The 15,316-nt window shown below is 42.9% G+C and carries 15 protein-coding genes; 4 read left to right on the forward strand and 11 right to left on the reverse strand.

All coding sequences use genetic code 11. The annotated features are described in order from the left end of the window. Position 1: 1 nt before the first annotated feature. Positions 2-2,671, reverse strand: a complete 2,670-nt coding sequence (locus tag JIG41_RS10970) for a bifunctional acetate--CoA ligase family protein/GNAT family N-acetyltransferase (protein WP_036966048.1) — start codon at positions 2,669-2,671, stop codon at positions 2-4. A gap of 146 nt (positions 2,672-2,817) precedes the next feature. On the opposite strand from JIG41_RS10970, the gene JIG41_RS10975 reads away from it, so the two are divergent. Continuing rightward, on the forward strand, positions 2,818-3,534 hold the full coding sequence (locus JIG41_RS10975; protein ID WP_036966051.1) for an SIMPL domain-containing protein: 717 nt from the start codon (positions 2,818-2,820) through the stop codon (positions 3,532-3,534). On the opposite strand, the gene JIG41_RS10980 is transcribed toward JIG41_RS10975, so the two are convergent. From JIG41_RS10980 to JIG41_RS11020, 9 genes are all read right to left on the reverse strand, one after another. Next, positions 3,523-4,779, reverse strand: a complete 1,257-nt coding sequence (locus JIG41_RS10980) for a lipopolysaccharide biosynthesis protein (protein WP_036966054.1) — start codon at positions 4,777-4,779, stop codon at positions 3,523-3,525. The genes JIG41_RS10975 and JIG41_RS10980 overlap by 12 nt on opposite strands. 1 nt (position 4,780) lies before the next feature. Next, a complete protein-coding gene (locus tag JIG41_RS10985; RefSeq protein ID WP_199524736.1) occupies positions 4,781-5,467 on the reverse strand; it encodes a hypothetical protein in 687 nt (228 codons plus the stop codon). Positions 5,468-5,566: 99 nt separating this feature from the next. Beyond that, positions 5,567-7,402 carry a DUF885 family protein gene (locus tag JIG41_RS10990; protein ID WP_036966060.1) on the reverse strand — a complete coding sequence of 612 codons (1,836 nt, stop codon included), beginning with the start codon at positions 7,400-7,402 and terminating at the stop codon, positions 5,567-5,569. A 43-nt stretch (positions 7,403-7,445) separates the two neighbouring features. Continuing rightward, positions 7,446-8,582 (reverse strand): radical SAM family heme chaperone HemW, encoded by a 1,137-nt coding sequence (gene hemW, locus JIG41_RS10995; RefSeq protein ID WP_036966064.1) that lies wholly within the window; start codon positions 8,580-8,582, stop codon positions 7,446-7,448. Continuing rightward, a complete protein-coding gene (locus tag JIG41_RS11000) occupies positions 8,579-9,178 on the reverse strand; it encodes an XTP/dITP diphosphatase (RefSeq protein WP_065979689.1) in 600 nt (199 codons plus the stop codon). The genes hemW and JIG41_RS11000 overlap by 4 nt, the downstream gene beginning before the upstream one ends. A 7-nt stretch (positions 9,179-9,185) precedes the next feature. Beyond that, positions 9,186-9,626, reverse strand: a complete 441-nt coding sequence (locus JIG41_RS11005; RefSeq protein ID WP_036966069.1) for a DUF4426 domain-containing protein — start codon at positions 9,624-9,626, stop codon at positions 9,186-9,188. Between the two features lie 56 nt (positions 9,627-9,682). Further along, positions 9,683-10,216 carry a YggT family protein gene (locus tag JIG41_RS11010; protein ID WP_036966072.1) on the reverse strand — a complete coding sequence of 178 codons (534 nt, stop codon included), beginning with the start codon at positions 10,214-10,216 and terminating at the stop codon, positions 9,683-9,685. Between the two features lie 24 nt (positions 10,217-10,240). After that, on the reverse strand, positions 10,241-11,062 hold the full coding sequence (gene proC / locus JIG41_RS11015; protein WP_036966075.1) for a pyrroline-5-carboxylate reductase: 822 nt from the start codon (positions 11,060-11,062) through the stop codon (positions 10,241-10,243). A gap of 17 nt (positions 11,063-11,079) precedes the next feature. Then, positions 11,080-11,793 (reverse strand): YggS family pyridoxal phosphate-dependent enzyme, encoded by a 714-nt coding sequence (locus tag JIG41_RS11020; RefSeq protein ID WP_036966078.1) that lies wholly within the window; start codon positions 11,791-11,793, stop codon positions 11,080-11,082. Positions 11,794-11,795: 2 nt separating this feature from the next. On the opposite strand from JIG41_RS11020, the gene JIG41_RS11025 reads away from it, so the two are divergent. Genes JIG41_RS11025 through JIG41_RS11035 form a run of 3 tightly spaced genes read left to right on the forward strand, consistent with a single transcriptional unit; the run spans position 11,796 to position 14,856 of the window. Then, the gene (locus tag JIG41_RS11025; protein WP_036966081.1) at positions 11,796-12,836 is read left to right on the forward strand and encodes a type IV pilus twitching motility protein PilT; all 1,041 of its coding nucleotides are present in this window, start codon (positions 11,796-11,798) and stop codon (positions 12,834-12,836) included. Between the two features lie 14 nt (positions 12,837-12,850). Beyond that, entirely contained in the window at positions 12,851-13,984 is a 1,134-nt protein-coding gene (locus JIG41_RS11030) for a PilT/PilU family type 4a pilus ATPase (protein WP_036966084.1), read from the forward strand. Then, the gene (locus JIG41_RS11035; protein ID WP_065979692.1) at positions 13,984-14,856 is read left to right on the forward strand and encodes a hypothetical protein; all 873 of its coding nucleotides are present in this window, start codon (positions 13,984-13,986) and stop codon (positions 14,854-14,856) included. The genes JIG41_RS11030 and JIG41_RS11035 overlap by 1 nt, the downstream gene beginning before the upstream one ends. On the opposite strand, the gene ruvX is transcribed toward JIG41_RS11035, so the two are convergent. Continuing rightward, complete coding sequence (gene ruvX / locus JIG41_RS11040; RefSeq protein ID WP_036966089.1) at positions 14,853-15,302, reverse strand: Holliday junction resolvase RuvX; 450 nt, start codon at positions 15,300-15,302, stop codon at positions 14,853-14,855. The two genes, JIG41_RS11035 and ruvX, sit on opposite strands and share 4 nt — an antisense overlap. Positions 15,303-15,316: the final 14 nt, after the last annotated feature.

The following is a 15,316-nucleotide window of genomic DNA, read 5'->3' on the forward strand; positions in this document are numbered from 1 at the left end:
TTTAAGTTAAATTTAACAGCATATTGATGCTGCCTTCTTCAAAGTCGCGGGTAATTTTAAAGCCCAGTTTACGCGCAAGTTCGATCATGCCGGTGTTTTCGGGTAATGTTATTCCGGCAATGCGTTTAACCCCTTGGCTTTTGCAATGTTCAATAGCGGCATTCATGAGTATAGTGCCAAGCCCTAAACCTTGACAGTCAGAGCGTACCACAATTGCAAATTCGGCTTCTTGTTTATCAGGATCCATTAATACGCGAGACACGCCTAGCGTGCATGCAGAGCCATTTTGCTCTTGGCTAACAATGAACGCCATTTCACGGTCGTAATCAATTTGTGTCATTTTTGCCAGTTGGTCGTGATTAAACTGTGGCAGTTCGCCAAAAAAGCGTTTGTAGCGATCTTCTTTTGTTAACGATTGATCAAACTCAAGGTGCGCCTGTTCATCTTCGGGTTTTATTGGTCTAAGTTGAGCTTGAGTATTGTTTTTTAAAGTTACTTCTTTGACCAACTCAATGGGATAAGGGCGTATACACAAGCGCTTGCGGTTTGCTTTTGCTTTGTAGCGGCTTAAGCTTATTGTGGCATCAAGAACTAAAAATTGCCCGTTGCTAGCAAGGATAGGGTTGAGCTCTACGCTGGTAATATCAGGCTGGTCTATTACCAATTGTGAGATACGAGTGAGTAGGGCACATAAACGGTATTTATCGACTTTTTCCGGTAATACGCGGTCTTTTAACACGCCTTTGTCGTGGGCTGCTGCAATTAAATATTTCGCAAGATTCATATTAAGAGGAGGGAGCGCGACCGCCGCTTGCCCAAACTCAAGGCCTGTGCCTGCTTCGCCAAGTAAAATAACAGGGCCAAAGTTTGGCTCTGTTTTAATGGCGATACGCAGTTCATTTGCGCCGGCACGGGGGGCCATTTTTTGCAGTGAAAATCCTTCTATATGCGCATCAGGATAGGTGTTTTTAATCCTAAGCAGCATCGCAAAGGCGGTTTGCTCTACTTCGTGTGCATCGTTTAAGTTAAGTACCACACCGCCTACTTCTGATTTAGACGGAATACTGGGGCTAATTAGTTTTAACGCCACTGGAAAACCAAGCTCAATGGCTTGTTCTTTTGCCTCTGTAGGCGTGTAAGCAACTTCGGTTTGAATACAGTCAATACCATAGTGGGTTAAAATTTGGCTTGCCTGATGTGTTGATAAGTAGCTTTGCTCATCGAGCAGAAACTCATTGACCAACGCCTTGGCAGCTTCTTTATTTATTTTCGCATCATCTGTATTTGATTCGGGTGTCTGTGTTAAATGTTTTTGATTTCGACGATAACTTACTAAGTGCATAAATGCCCCCACCGCGCCCTCAGGAGTGCGGTACGTGGGAATCGCATTATTGGCACACACTCGACGCGCAGCGTAAGCAGCATCTTCTCCCATAAAATTGGTCATCACATAAGGGCGCGCCATTTTGGGAATTTTTTGCAGTGTTTCAACAATAATTTCAGCGTAATCTTCGCTAGGGGCAAGGGCCGAAGGAGTATGAATAATCAAAAGATTTTTAACTTCTTTTGCTTGCAGCAATATCTCTAGAGCTTGTTGATAACGTTTTGGTGCTGAATCGCCAAAAATATCCACTGGGTTTGAGGTCATCTCTGATTGTGGAATAACTTTATTAAGCGCTGCGCGTGTTTCATCGCTAAGCTCTGCTAACTTACCTGAACTTTGTAATAAGGTATCAACGGCCATCACACCAGGCCCACCGCCATTAGTGAGAATAGTGAGTTGCTCAACTTTTAGAAGTTTTGGGTGCATTGCCAGCGTTTGTGTGGCTGCAAATAGCTCCCGCAAATCGTTAACGCGAAGCATCCCCGCACGTTGAAAGAGTGCATCATACACAGCATCTGAACTTTGTGTTCCACCGGTGTGGATTTCGGCGGCCAGTGCCCCTGCGCTAGTTTTACCTGTTTTTATGGCTATAACAGGTTTGCTGAATGCAGCTGCACGGGCTGCTGAAATAAAATTGCGAATATCTTCAATGTTATCAATATATAAAAGAATGGCTTTGGTTTTAGCATCACGGCCTAAGAAGTCGAGGAGCTCATCAAAGTCAATATCCAGACAGTCACCAACAGAGACAAAATACGAAAAGCCAATTTCTTTGTTTTTAGCCCAATCAAGTATGGTTGAACACACCGCGGCTGATTGCGAAACAAAAGCGAGCTTACCTGGGCTTGCAATTGTGTGCGAAAAGCTTGCATTTAAGCCAATATGCGGAATTAATAAGCCAAGGCAATTAGGCCCAAGTAAAGATACATTTGCCGTTAAAGCGGCTTCTTTTAGAGCCAGCTTTTGCTCAGGGTTAAGCCCCGCAGCAATCACCACCGCGTGTTTACAGCCTATTTCACCCAGCTCATTAATAATATTTATTAAGGTATTTTTGTTAGTACAAATAACAGCAAGGTCTGGTATTTTTGGTAACTCGGCAATACTTGGGTAGGCAAGTACACCATGCACCGCCGTGTGATTTAGACTCACGGGCATGATTGGACCTTTAAAGCCTCCTTGCAAAAGGTTACGCATTACCACAAAACCGGCTCGGTTAGGGGAATTAGAGGCGCCAATAACAGCGACTGACGTTGGATTAAAGAATTGGCTAATGCGTTTAACGCTCATGCTGTGTCCTTTGCTTGCGCATTGTTGTAAACATTTCAGGGTCTGTTAAGTTTATATACATAAGATAACCCTTTTATACATATAAGATAACCTGTTTACTGTGACTTTTCGAGTCGAAAACAGTGACCTATATCAAGGAGAAAGGCATGAGTAAAGCACAGCCATTTAATATTGTTATTGCTGCTGTGGCATTGGCAATAGGTTTACTGGGACTTGGCTTTATATTGAAAAGTGCGGCACTTGATGTCAAAGCAATGGAGCGCACCGTCAATGTTAAAGGGCTTGCTGAAATGGAAGTGGCTGCAGACACCGTAATTTGGCCATTACAATTTTCAGATGCCGATAATAACCTAGAGAAGCTTGTTGCACGCATTGAGAATAAAAATGATGCGGTGGTGGCATTTTTAAAATTACACGGCTTTAATGACGAAGAAATTAGCAATGGCAGCCAATCAATTATTGATAAACAAGCCCGAGAGTATGGGGGAGAAAATCAGCAATTTCGCTACATTGCTCGCTCAAATGTGATTGTATATTCTAGCGATATTGAAAAAGTTCAGCATGCTTTGGGTCAAGTTAGTCAATTAGCCAAGCAGGGCATTGCCGTGGTACAAGATAATTACGAAACACGCATTCAATATTTGTTTAATGGTTTAAACGAAATTAAACCAAAAATGGTCCAAGAAGCGACCGAGAAAGCACGTGAAGTCGCCATGAAATTTGCCAAAGACTCACAGTCTAAATTGGGCAAGATAAAAACGGCGCATCAAGGCCAGTTTTCGATTAATGATAGAGATTCAAACACACCACAACTTAAAAAAGTACGCGTGGTGACCAGTATTGAATATTATTTATCTGACTAAGCCAAATACAACAGCAAGAGGCAGTCGCATGTGAGTGCACACAATCACCATGCGACTCAGAGCACCTAATATAAACCCGCCACTAAATGCGATAGCAACTCCCAGCAAACCCCACTGATCTTTTAAAATGAATGCCATTAAAATTGTCACGCTGGTCGCCGCTAATAATACGTATAAATTAATCAGCGGATTGCCTTTTAATTTTATAAGACTGCTTGCGAGTATGCGTGCAGGCAGAAAAAGTTGCCCGAGTAACATGAGCATAAGCACCCAAAAACCTTGTTGTAATTGTGTTTCGCCATACAGGCTCAGCAGTGGCTTTGCTAATAGTGCTAGGATAATGATTGCGCCAAAATTAAATCGCCACAGTACACTCATTAACTCACTAACGGCTTTTGAATTATCGTTTTCGGCCATTAATATCGGTTTTAAATACTGGTTGGCGGCATTGCCTAAAATAGTCAGCAAGCCTGCAATCACAACCGCAGGAAAAAACACACTTACGCCCTGCGCGCCAAACCAATGATGAACAAGAAGTACATCGAGCTTAGCAACCAGCACTGTGCCTGCACCGCTTGCTAACATGATTAAGGAATCTTTACACCACTGTTTCGTTTGATAGCGTGCGATACGTGGTTCAATTATGCCTTTGATGAGCCAGTATTGATAACACACTACGCAGAGCATACTGCAAAACAACAACACACAAATACTGACTAGTGATAATTCGCCATAGCTAAAATAAAGCAAAAGACATAAAAGTGCGCTGAGCAGTTCAAAAATGCATTGCTGGGTGATAAGGCCGATTTTAGGTTTATTTAAAGCCACTAAAAAAGCAGACTGACTTTGCATAATGGCACCAATCGGGACTAGTAGCAGTAAATAAATAACGTGTTCTTTGGCACTTTGATGCGGTGAAATTGCTTGAAAGCTAATAACGATAGAGGCCACAAAAAGCACCCCAAAAATAGCCGACGCTGCTAAATAAACATGCCTTAAACCACGTAATAAGTCATGTTGTTGGTGTGTGTATAGCGGGTAGCTAATGCGCATTAATGATGAGGAAAAACCCATGCTGGCTGGCAGTAGAAGAATTTCACACAGCGCTAATAAAGCAGCAAAAGTACCAAATTCATCAGTGGTAAGTAACCGTGCCAAGCACAAGGTAAGAATGATACGGCTGCCATGGTTAAGGGCCGTAAAACTACTTAAAGACAAAAAGCCTTTGACGACATCTTTGTTCATATTACGACTGTTTAAGTGCCGTGATTAATTGACTCGTTGATACTTGTAAATAGGCTGCACACAGCAAAACTTTACAGTCTGCATTTGTTGGCAAATGCGACGCGTAAAACGCTTTTAGTTGAGAGATTAATGCATTTACGGCGGAAGGACTGTGGCGTTGGTCAACTTCCATCATGGCCAGCAGAGCTGAAAACTCATGCTTTGCCAGCATTTGGGTATTTTTATTACACGCGATAAAGCAGCCAATTGGCGTTAACTGATCATGGTTTAGGGTTGTTAGAGCATCAGCTAAACTTTCGTTACTTTCAAAGAGCATGAGTGAGCGTAGGTAGTTAAATGGTAGCGCGTCTGCTCTACATTGACTAAAAAGGTGATGTAACAGGGTATTGCCTTGCTGATCGGTGATACTAAACGCGTTTTGAAATTTCAGACCGGGCGTGAAAAAGCTAAGCTTATCAATATCATCGATAAAGCTCACCGCTTCGCTAGGCAAAGGGCTTGCCTCAAGTAAGTGCGCTGCAACATTTTGTAAAAACAAGTATTTTACTTCACTACTGCACGCTAGTTGATAGAGGTGTTGTAATTGCGCTGCCTGCAAAACCCCCGATAAACGTTGGTAATCGCTAAGCAGTTCTTTTAATTGATGATGCTGAAGTCGGCTGTTCAATTGATCAATAGCGCTTTGCATGAAAATACTCGTTTTTTATTATTTATACATTTATAGCTCAACGACTTGTTTAAATAAATAAAAAAGGCCGCTGAGCGGCCTTTTTAAAGTCTATTTAGTTTAAGCAGCTTGTTTTTTTGCAACCCACTGGTCAACAAATTTCTCAAGTACATTTAATGGTACTGCACCATTTTTAAGTACAACATCGTGGAACTCACGAATATCGAATTTATCACCCAGCTGTTCTTTTGCAGCTTCACGCAGCTCTAATATCTTTAACATACCCACTTTGTAAGCGGTTGCTTGAGACGGCATTACAATGTGACGCTCAACCATTTTAACGCCATCAGACGTTGCGTTTGGTGTGTTATTAACGTAATAGTCAATACCCTGTTGGCGTGTCCATTTCATCGCATGGATACCGGTATCAACAACTAAGCGACACGCACGCCATAATTCCATTGCAAGGCGACCGAAGTCTGAATATGGGTCTTCATATAAGCCCATTTCTTTTGGTACTAGCTCAGAGTATAAGCCCCAGCCTTCAACATACGCAGTGTAACCACCAAACTTACGGAACTTAGGCACGCCTTCAAGTTCTTGTGCGATGGCGATTTGCATGTGGTGGCCCGGAATACCTTCGTGATAAGCAAGTGCTTCCATTTGGTAAGTTGGCATTGCTTCCATATCGTAAAGGTTTGCGTAGTAAATACCTGGGCGAGAGCCGTCTGGCGCAGGTTGTTGATAGAACGCTTTACCTGCTGCTTTTTCGCGGAATGCTTCAACAGCTTTTACTTTTAAATCGGCTTTTGGTTTAACAATGAAAAGCTCATCTAAGCGAGATTTCATGTTATCAATGAGGGCTGTCGCTTCATCAAGGTAGCGCTGTTTACCTTCCGCTGTATTTGGGTAGTAGAACTGCTTATCAGTTTTCATGAATTGCATGAATGCTTTTAAGTCACCGTCAAAGCCTACTTTTTCTTTAATCGCGCGCATTTCGTCGTGAATACGTGCAACCTCAGCTAAACCAATTGAGTGGATTTCTTTTGCCGTTAAGTCGGTTGTTGTTGTGCGTGCAAGGGCATTGTTGTAGAACGTTTCACCGTCTGGGAATTTCCACGCACCATCACGCTCGTCAGCGCGTTTTTCTAACTGCGCTAAATAGTTAATTAACTTCGTGTAAGAAGGCTTAACAGCCGCTTTTAGTGCTTTTTCTGCATCGTTGATAAGCGCTGATTTTTCGCTTTCACTAATCTCTAATGCGGCAACTTTACGTTTAAAGTCAGCTAAAAGAGTTGAGTCTTCACCTGTATCAAATGGTGCACCATGTAGAATGTTCTTACTTGAATCAATGACATGTGGGAATACAAATTTAGGTGCGATGATACCTTTATCAGCACGCACGTCGAGGTCTTTGATTAGCTGATCAATAACCATCGTTACGCCGTTTAAGCGAGAGATATACGCTTTCGCATCTGAGACATCAGCAATTTGATGTTGGTTAATTAAAAATGCAGGGATCATCGAATGAACACCAAACATTTGATTTACAGGGTAGTTGTAATGACGCCATTTGAAATCTGCAATTTCATTTTCAAGTGCTTGTTTTTTTAGGTCGTAGCTTACTTTTGTCGCGTCATCTAATAGTTCGCGGTTAATTGCTTTTAAAGCGACAAGATCAGCTTTGGTTTGCTCAAAGTCTGCAAGAACGCGTTCTTCGCTACCATCATCCCATTTATCGTAATCTTTTTTGATACCCATGTATGTTTGATAAACAGGGCTTTTCATTACATCACGGTTAAACGTGTCTTCAAAAAACGCATTCGCTTTATCGATTTCACTTTGTACAGGTTGGGTTTGTACAGTGGGCGCTGGGGTTGGTTGTTCTTGCATTTGTTGGCAACCGCCAAGTAATGCAACACTTACCGCTGCAGCGATGAAGGTCAGTTTACGCATTATCGTTCCTTTCTTGTTAGAAATTTAATTATTAATAGAATTCTTAAACGAACAATTCTAGCAGGTCATTTAAAAAGCGCTGGCCTTTTGCACTGACTTGCCAATTGTTTTTATTATCTGTTAGTAAGCCTTTTTTAATTGCTTCGTTCAAGGCTTGTTCTTGGCTTTGCAGTGACAAATTTGTAAGCAAAGATAAATCACCTTTTGGGCAAGGCTCAACTAAACGAAAACGATTCATAAAAAATTCAAACGCTAAATCATCGTCAGCAACCTGCCATTGTTCGTACAAATAAGGCTTTGCGAGATCCATATAACCACGCGGATGTTTTACTTTTACTGTACGCGTGATGATCTTCGTATTTGCGTCAGTCACCTTACCATGGGCCCCACAGCCAATACCGAGATAATCGCCAAATCGCCAATAATTTAAGTTATGTTGACATTGGTAGCCGGGTTTCGCATAGCCAGAAATCTCGTATTGCTGATAACCTGCATCTGCAAGGAGTGCTTGTCCCTGTTCTTGAATGTCCCACAATATATCGTCGTGCGGTAACGTGGGGGGTTTTGAGGCAAACTGAGTATTAGGTTCAATTGTTAATTGATACCACGAAATATGCGGGGGATTTAATGCGATGATTTTTTCAAGGTCACTAAGTGCATCCTCAAGAGACTGCCCAGGTAAACCATGCATTAAATCTAAATTAAAACTGTTGAGCCCAGCTTGGTGTGCTTGTTTTGCTGCATAGCTTGCTTCATCTGCGCCATGTATACGACCGAGGGCTTTCAGCTTGTCGTTCTGCATGCTTTGCACACCAATCGAAATTCGGTTTATGCCAGCCGCGACATACTCTTTAAAGCGGCCTGTTTCTACAGTGCCTGGGTTGGCCTCTAAAGTGATTTCGCAGTTTTCACTCAGGCCAATTAATCTATCGACCTCGCCAAGTAAGCGGGTGTATGCCTCACCTGTGAGTAAACTTGGCGTGCCGCCACCTATAAAAATACTGTGGATTTTACGCCCTTGTACTAAATGTAAATCCGCTTTTAAGTCATCAATTAGGTGTTGAACATACTCTTTCTCGGGGATCGTACCTTTTTGACCATGGCTGTTAAAGTCGCAGTACGGACACTTTTGCACGCACCACGGTACGTGCACATATAAACTTAACGGGGGTAAACTCACAGGCCGCCTTTTTGCTGCAATTGCGCAAGTAGTTGCTTAAGTGCTTGGCCGCGGTGGCTCAGGGCATTTTTTTGCTCTTTTGTCAGCTGTGCGCTGGTGCATTGTTCTGAAGGCACATAAAAGATGGGGTCATAACCAAAACCGCCTTGGCCATCTTGGCTGTGCGTGATTTCACCTTCCCAGCTCGCACTGCAAATAAGCGGTGTCGGGTCATCAGCATGGCGCATTAAAACCAGAACACACCAAAAACGAGCGCTACGTACAGGGTTATCAGCCAGCTCGCTTAAAAGTTTATCAATGTTGTCTTGGTCACTGGCATTTTCGCCAGCAAAACGTGCAGAATAAACACCTGGTGCGCCATGTAAGCCATCGACTTCGAGGCCAGAATCATCTGCAATTGCAGGCAGCCCAGTAATCTTTGCTGCATGACGCGCTTTTATTATCGCGTTTTCAACAAATGTAGTGCCTGTTTCTGGCACATCAGGAACCTGAAAATCGCTTTGTGGAACCACATTAATGTTAAGCGGGCTAAGCATGCTCGCCAGCTCTTTTACTTTGCCAGGGTTACCCGTGGCTAAAACTAAAGTGTTGTTCATAGGGGCATTAATCTACGTAAAATTTTTGCTGAAATGTCAGTGTTTGTACTTTGCCGTTTTTATTAATCTCGATATTAAAACGGTAAATTTCTTCATTGCTGTAGTCGATTTGTGCAAGGTAATAAATCGCACCGCCTTCAACAACTTCTTTAAATTCAAGTTGTTTACTATTGCCGAGTAGGTTACGTGCCGTGCCTGTTAGTGTGGCAGTTTGCGCCGTTTTATCGCTGTTTTTTAGCACCGAAATATTAATAATTCCTTTGCTTGGGCTGCGCACTAAATCGTAGTTTTTGGCAATGTCGGGTTGTATAAAGGTTGAAGGAAAAGCGATGTAATGTACTTCAAATGGACCAAGTATTTTATATTGTGCGCCGGCTTGTTGTTCAGCCTTCGCTGCTGTTGTGAATAAACTGAGGGCAAGTAAGGTAAAAAGAATAATCTGTTTCATGGTATTTCTCACTTAATAAAAGAGGCCTTACGGCCTCTAAATTAGATACTCAATGTTTAGCCAATCAAATCAATTAATAAAAATTGTAAGAACTGCAAGGCAATGATCAGTACTAAAATTGACAAGTCTAAACCACCCAGTGGTGGAATAACTTTACGAATAGGGCGTAACATAGGTTCAGTTAGCTGGTGGAAAACCGCTTCAATAGGGTTGTAGCCTTGGCTTACCCAGCTTAATAAAGCACGAATAATTAACACCCAAAATAGTAAGTTTAACCCTTCTTTTATGACCGTGATTAACGCAGTCACAAAGACAGGCGCGGCAGCCCAACCACCATAAAACAGTAAAAAGACGGCACTAAGCTTTGCCACTGCGACTAAATACGCAAGGACTAACGACGCGATGTCAAAGCCACCCAACCCTGGAATGATTTTACGTAATGGGTTTACTGCAAACGATGTGGCTTTTACCACAAACTGGCTAATTGGATTATAAAAGTCAGCTTTTGCCGCTTGTAACCAAAAGCGTAAAAGGACCACCATTAAAAAGAGATCAAAAATAATCTCAACGAGGAATTGCATGGCTTGCATAGTTTTACCTTCAACAAAGTAAGCTTAAAGTTCTTTTTCCATTTCTTCTGCGCGGGCAATACAGGCATCCATTGCATCGGCAACGGTACCAACAAGGCCTTGTGCTTTCAGGTGCTCAACGGCTGCGTGAGTTGTACCGCCTTTTGATGTGACGTTTGCACGCAGCTGTGAAATACTAATGTCTTGCTGAGAAAGCGCCATTTCAGCTGCACCTAGCGCCGTTTGTTGTACTAAGCGGCGTGCATCTTCATCACTAAAGCCAAGTGCTTTTGCCTTTTCTTCGATGGCTTCCATAAATAAGAAAAAGTAAGCGGGCGAAGAGCCGGTAACGGCGATGATATCGTTTATTTGCGACTCTTGCTCGACCCATACAACAATACCTGTACATTCAAATACTTGCTGTACAAACTCATGCTCTTCTGCGGTTTCGTCAGCGCCAAATAGACCCGACACGCCACGACCAAGTAATGACGGTGTATTTGGCATACAACGAACCATTTTTACCTTTTGGCCCAGCATTTCACGTAAACGATTTACGGTTAAACCTGCCGCGACAGAGATAAATAGCTTGTCGCTAAAATCAACGCCTGAATCTTGGAATGATTGGCATAAATCGCCCATCATTTGTGGTTTAACAGACAATACAATCACATCTGCATCACGAAGTGCCGCGTTGTTATCCGCGGTGGTTTGCACCCCGAAATCAGCAGCAACCTTAGCTAATTTCTCTTGGTTGCGATTGGTTGCAATGATGTTTTTTGCTGCAAAACCGTTCTTTACCATGCCGCCAATAATGGCGTAGCTCATGTTACCCGTGCCTATAAATGCGATTTTTTTATCTGACATATGTCTGTTATCACCTTTTAATTTCGTTGGCCAAATATATCCGTGCCAATGCGTACCATGGTTGAACCAGCTGCAATTGCTGCTTCAACATCGTTACTCATACCCATCGACAAGGTGTCTACTTGGGGATATTGGGCCTTTAGTTTATCAAAGCAAGCGCTTAATTGCTCAAAATATTGTAATTGTTGCTGTGCATCGTCGGTTTTGGCTGGGATAGCCATCACGCCACGCAAACATAAATTATCGCAGCCACTAATAAATTCTGCCAGTGACATTAGCTCATCAGGGTGGCAGCCTGACTTAGCCTCTTCTAAACTGATATTAACTTGGATTAATACGTTCAGTGGTGTTTTGTCTTTTGGTCTTTGCTCGTTAAGACGTTTGGCTATTTTTGTACGGTCGACACTTTGTACCCAGTCAAAATGTGTGGCCACTTGGGCGCTTTTATTGGACTGAATGGGGCCAATAAAGTGCCAAACTATGTCTGTTAAGTGGGCAAGTTCAGTGACTTTTGTCACGGCTTCTTGCACGTAAGACTCACCAAATTGGCGTTGGCCGTGCTGGTAGGCAGCCACAATATCTTCGACTGGTTTAGTCTTTGAAACTGCTAACAAGCTAATAGCGTGTTCATCGCGTTGATTATTTTTTGCAGCTAGGGCAATTCTTGCGTAGGCGGATTTGAGTCGTTCTGCTATTGTAACCATATAATTATCAGTTGGTTGTGGAGTCATAAATGGATATTACCGAATTATTGGCCTTTAGTGTGCAACACAAAGCCTCGGATTTACACTTATCATCGGGTGTGTCACCTATGATACGCGTTGATGGCGATGTGCGTCGTATTAATATTCCAGCATTAGAACAAAAAGATGTAAATAGTCTGGTTTACGATATTATGAACGATAATCAGCGTAAGGACTATGAACAAAACCTAGAAGTGGATTTTTCATTTGAAGTCCCTAATCTTGCGCGTTTTCGTGTTAATGCTTTTAATTCAAACCGTGGTCCTGCGGCGGTATTCCGTACTATCCCCAGCGAAGTATTAACGCTTGATGATTTAGGTGCGCCAGATATTTTTAAAACCATTTCCGATAACCCGCGTGGTTTAGTGTTGGTTACTGGGCCCACGGGTTCGGGTAAATCAACTACCTTAGCGGCAATGGTTGATTACATTAATCAAACTAAGCATCATCATATTCTCACGATTGAAGATCCTATCGAATTTGTTCACGATAACAAACTGAGTCTGATTAACCAACGTGAAGTGCACCGTGATACTCACAGTTTCTCGAATGCGCTGCGCAGTGCGTTGCGTGAAGACCCAGATGTTATCTTGGTTGGTGAGCTACGTGACTTAGAAACTATCCGTCTTGCTATGACCGCGGCCGAAACGGGTCACTTGGTTTTTGGCACTTTGCATACGACCTCGGCACCAAAAACAATCGACCGTATTATTGACGTTTTCCCTGGTGAAGAAAAAGACATGGTGCGCTCAATGTTGTCTGAATCATTACGGGCTGTTATCTCGCAAACACTGCTTAAAAAAGTAGGGGGCGGGCGAGTGGCTGCACATGAAATCATGATTGGTGTGCCTGCAATACGAAACCTGATCCGTGAAGATAAAATTGCGCAGATGTACTCATCGATTCAAACGGGAGCATCTCATGGCATGCAAACCATGGATCAATGTTTAGCAAATCTAGTGAACTATGGGATTGTTACAAACGCGGATGCGCGTGCGAAGGCGCAAGATAAAACCCAATTTGGTGGCTAACGGAGAAAGTTGACATGTCTTTACCTTTAAATCATTACTTAAAAGTGATGATTACTAAAAACGGCTCTGACTTATTTGTTTCAAGTGAGCTGCCAGTAAGTGCGAAAATTAATGGTGAACTCATCCCGTTAAGTGACGAGAAACTTTCTGATGAAAGCGCACTTGCTATGGTTGAGTCAGCGATGAACGAGAAGCAGCGCAAAGAGTTTCACGACACCAAAGAGTGTAACTTTGCGATTGCTAACGATGAAGGCCGTTTCCGTGTTTCGGCATTTTGGCAGCGCGATCGGGCTGGCATGGTTATTCGTCGAATCGTGACCACCATCCCTGATGTTACTGATTTAGGCTTACCCTCTATTCTTACCGATGTGATCATGGCGAAACGGGGTTTAGTTCTGTTTGTAGGTGGCACGGGAACGGGTAAGTCAACCTCGCTTGCGGCACTGCTTGGTTATCGTAATCGAAACCAGCGCGGGCACATTTTAACTATTGAAGACCCGATTGAATTTGTCCATGAACATCGTAAAAGTATCATTACTCAACGTGAAGTGGGCCTTGATACCGAGAGTTTCGAATCGGCGTTGAAAAGCTCACTGCGTCAGGCGCCAGATGTCATTTTGATTGGTGAGATTCGCTCGCAAGAAACCATGGAGTACGCATTAAGCTTTGCTGAAACAGGGCATTTATGTGTGGCAACACTGCATGCTAATAATGCTAACCAAGCCATTGACCGTATCATGCACTTAGTGCCAAAAGAAAAGCACGATAAACTTAAGTATGACTTAGCACTTAACTTACGTGCCATCGTCGCGCAGCAATTAGTGCCGACCTCTGATGGGGAAGGGCGCGTTGCTGCCATTGAAATTTTACTTAATTCTCCTATGGTTGCGGAGCTTATTAAGCGCGGCGATATTGGCTCAATAAAAGAGACCATGGCAAAATCGAAAGAAATGGGAATGCAGACCTTCGACCAAGCTTTGTTCGAACTTTACAAGCAACATCGCATCAATTATGCCGATGCCTTGCATCATGCTGATTCACCAAACGACTTACGCTTGATGATTAAGCTGCAAAATAATGAACAAAAGGGTGCTGGATTCTTACAGGGCGTCACCATTGATGGCCTTGATGGTAAGAGTGAGGACTGATGTTGTTGCGAATAAATTTAATCGCTGTGTTATTGCTGTTGAGTTGTGCGCTGCCCGCGCACAGTATTGATGCAAATGAAGTGGTTATTTTTATTCGCGATGATGTGTTTGATGATTACAGCCGGTTTTTAAAAGGGCGAGAGCCTATTGAAGTAAAAGACTTTAGCGGCGCGTATATTCGTCGTGATGTGGTTGATATGATCATTGCCCAGCAAGCTTTGATATTGGGGGGATTTACTAAGCCTTTTCGATATCACAAAGGCAATATCAATTACCGAAACACCAAACTGTTAGAAAATGGTAAGTTGCTTATTAGTTTTGACAGTGTGTGGTCACTCGATGCAAATAAGTTGACACGGGATGTGTATGTGTCCGCCCCGGTGATCCGCGAAGGGGAGTATTTTGCGGGGGTATATACTTCTCCTCGTAATGAAAAAGTATTTAAGATAAACCAGCTGTCTGACTTTTCTCAGTTAACGGCGGTTTCTACACCACGCTGGCAAACCGATTGGCAGACACTGTCTGCGTTACCGCTAAAAGAATTACTGCGCGAAGATGAGTGGCTGAGCCAAGTCCGAATGGTATCAATGCAATGGGTTGATTTTGTGATGATGCCCTTAATGCCAAGTTTAAATAATCGCTATATTCTGGAAGATATTAACCTTGTCGCGGTGCCTGATGTGCTACTGCAGCTAAATGATAGTCGTCATTTTATTATTTCGAAGAAACACCCCGATGGCAAAGCAGCGTATACGGCTTTGCAAAAAGGCTTGCAGCAATTACGCGAGGCGGGTGCAATAGAAAAAGCCTACCGCGAGGCAGGCTTTATTCCTGATTTAACACACTATACGGTTATTAATAAACAACCTTAGTCGCCATAAAACTGTTCAAAGAAACTTTCAAGAATAATAACCGCAGACATATTATCCACGTTACCCTTACCTAGATTTCTGTAACCGCCTTGTTCAAATAAGCGCGCTTTGGCATCTGCCGTGGTGAGCCTTTCATCCTGGGTTTCAACCGGAATCGCAAAGTGATTGTGTAGTCGGTTCGCAAACTTTTTGGCTTTGAATGTGACATCTTGCGTGGTGCCATCCATATTGAGTGGCAAGCCAACAACCATCAAATCAGGTTGCCACTCATCGACCTGTTTTTTAATAAGTTGCCAGTCTGGGATACCGTCTTTTGCTTTCACTGCTTGTAAGCTAGAGGCTGTCCCTGTTAACTCTTGACCTATGGCGATACCAATGCTTTTGGTACCAAAGTCAAAGCCCATTACAGTGCGTTCACCGATGGGCTTAAAAGTGCGTTTTGTCATAGTTGCCGTTTAAT

The organism is Pseudoalteromonas sp. bablab_jr011, from assembly GCF_016464045.1.
Classification (GTDB): Bacteria; Pseudomonadota; Gammaproteobacteria; order Enterobacterales; family Alteromonadaceae; genus Pseudoalteromonas; species Pseudoalteromonas lipolytica.

Bases quoted from the DNA above. Each gene is read 5' to 3' on its own strand.
- JIG41_RS11030 (WP_036966084.1), top strand. From the start codon at position 12,851: ATGTCTTTACCTTTAAATCATTACTTAAAAGTGATGATTACTAAAAAC.
- JIG41_RS11000 (WP_065979689.1), bottom strand. From the start codon at position 9,178: ATGAACAACACTTTAGTTTTAGCCACGGGTAACCCTGGCAAAGTAAAA.
- JIG41_RS10970 (WP_036966048.1), bottom strand. From the start codon at position 2,671: ATGAGCGTTAAACGCATTAGCCAATTCTTTAATCCAACGTCAGTCGCT.
- JIG41_RS10980 (WP_036966054.1), bottom strand. From the start codon at position 4,779: ATGAACAAAGATGTCGTCAAAGGCTTTTTGTCTTTAAGTAGTTTTACG.
- JIG41_RS11005 (WP_036966069.1), bottom strand. From the start codon at position 9,626: ATGAAACAGATTATTCTTTTTACCTTACTTGCCCTCAGTTTATTCACA.
- JIG41_RS11010 (WP_036966072.1), bottom strand. From the start codon at position 10,216: ATGCAAGCCATGCAATTCCTCGTTGAGATTATTTTTGATCTCTTTTTA.
- JIG41_RS10990 (WP_036966060.1), bottom strand. From the start codon at position 7,402: ATGCGTAAACTGACCTTCATCGCTGCAGCGGTAAGTGTTGCATTACTT.
- JIG41_RS10975 (WP_036966051.1), top strand. From the start codon at position 2,818: ATGAGTAAAGCACAGCCATTTAATATTGTTATTGCTGCTGTGGCATTG.
- proC (WP_036966075.1), bottom strand. From the start codon at position 11,062: ATGTCAGATAAAAAAATCGCATTTATAGGCACGGGTAACATGAGCTAC.
- ruvX (WP_036966089.1), bottom strand. From the start codon at position 15,302: ATGACAAAACGCACTTTTAAGCCCATCGGTGAACGCACTGTAATGGGC.
- JIG41_RS11020 (WP_036966078.1), bottom strand. From the start codon at position 11,793: ATGACTCCACAACCAACTGATAATTATATGGTTACAATAGCAGAACGA.
- JIG41_RS10985 (WP_199524736.1), bottom strand. From the start codon at position 5,467: ATGCAAAGCGCTATTGATCAATTGAACAGCCGACTTCAGCATCATCAA.
- JIG41_RS11025 (WP_036966081.1), top strand. From the start codon at position 11,796: ATGGATATTACCGAATTATTGGCCTTTAGTGTGCAACACAAAGCCTCG.
- JIG41_RS11035 (WP_065979692.1), top strand. From the start codon at position 13,984: ATGTTGTTGCGAATAAATTTAATCGCTGTGTTATTGCTGTTGAGTTGT.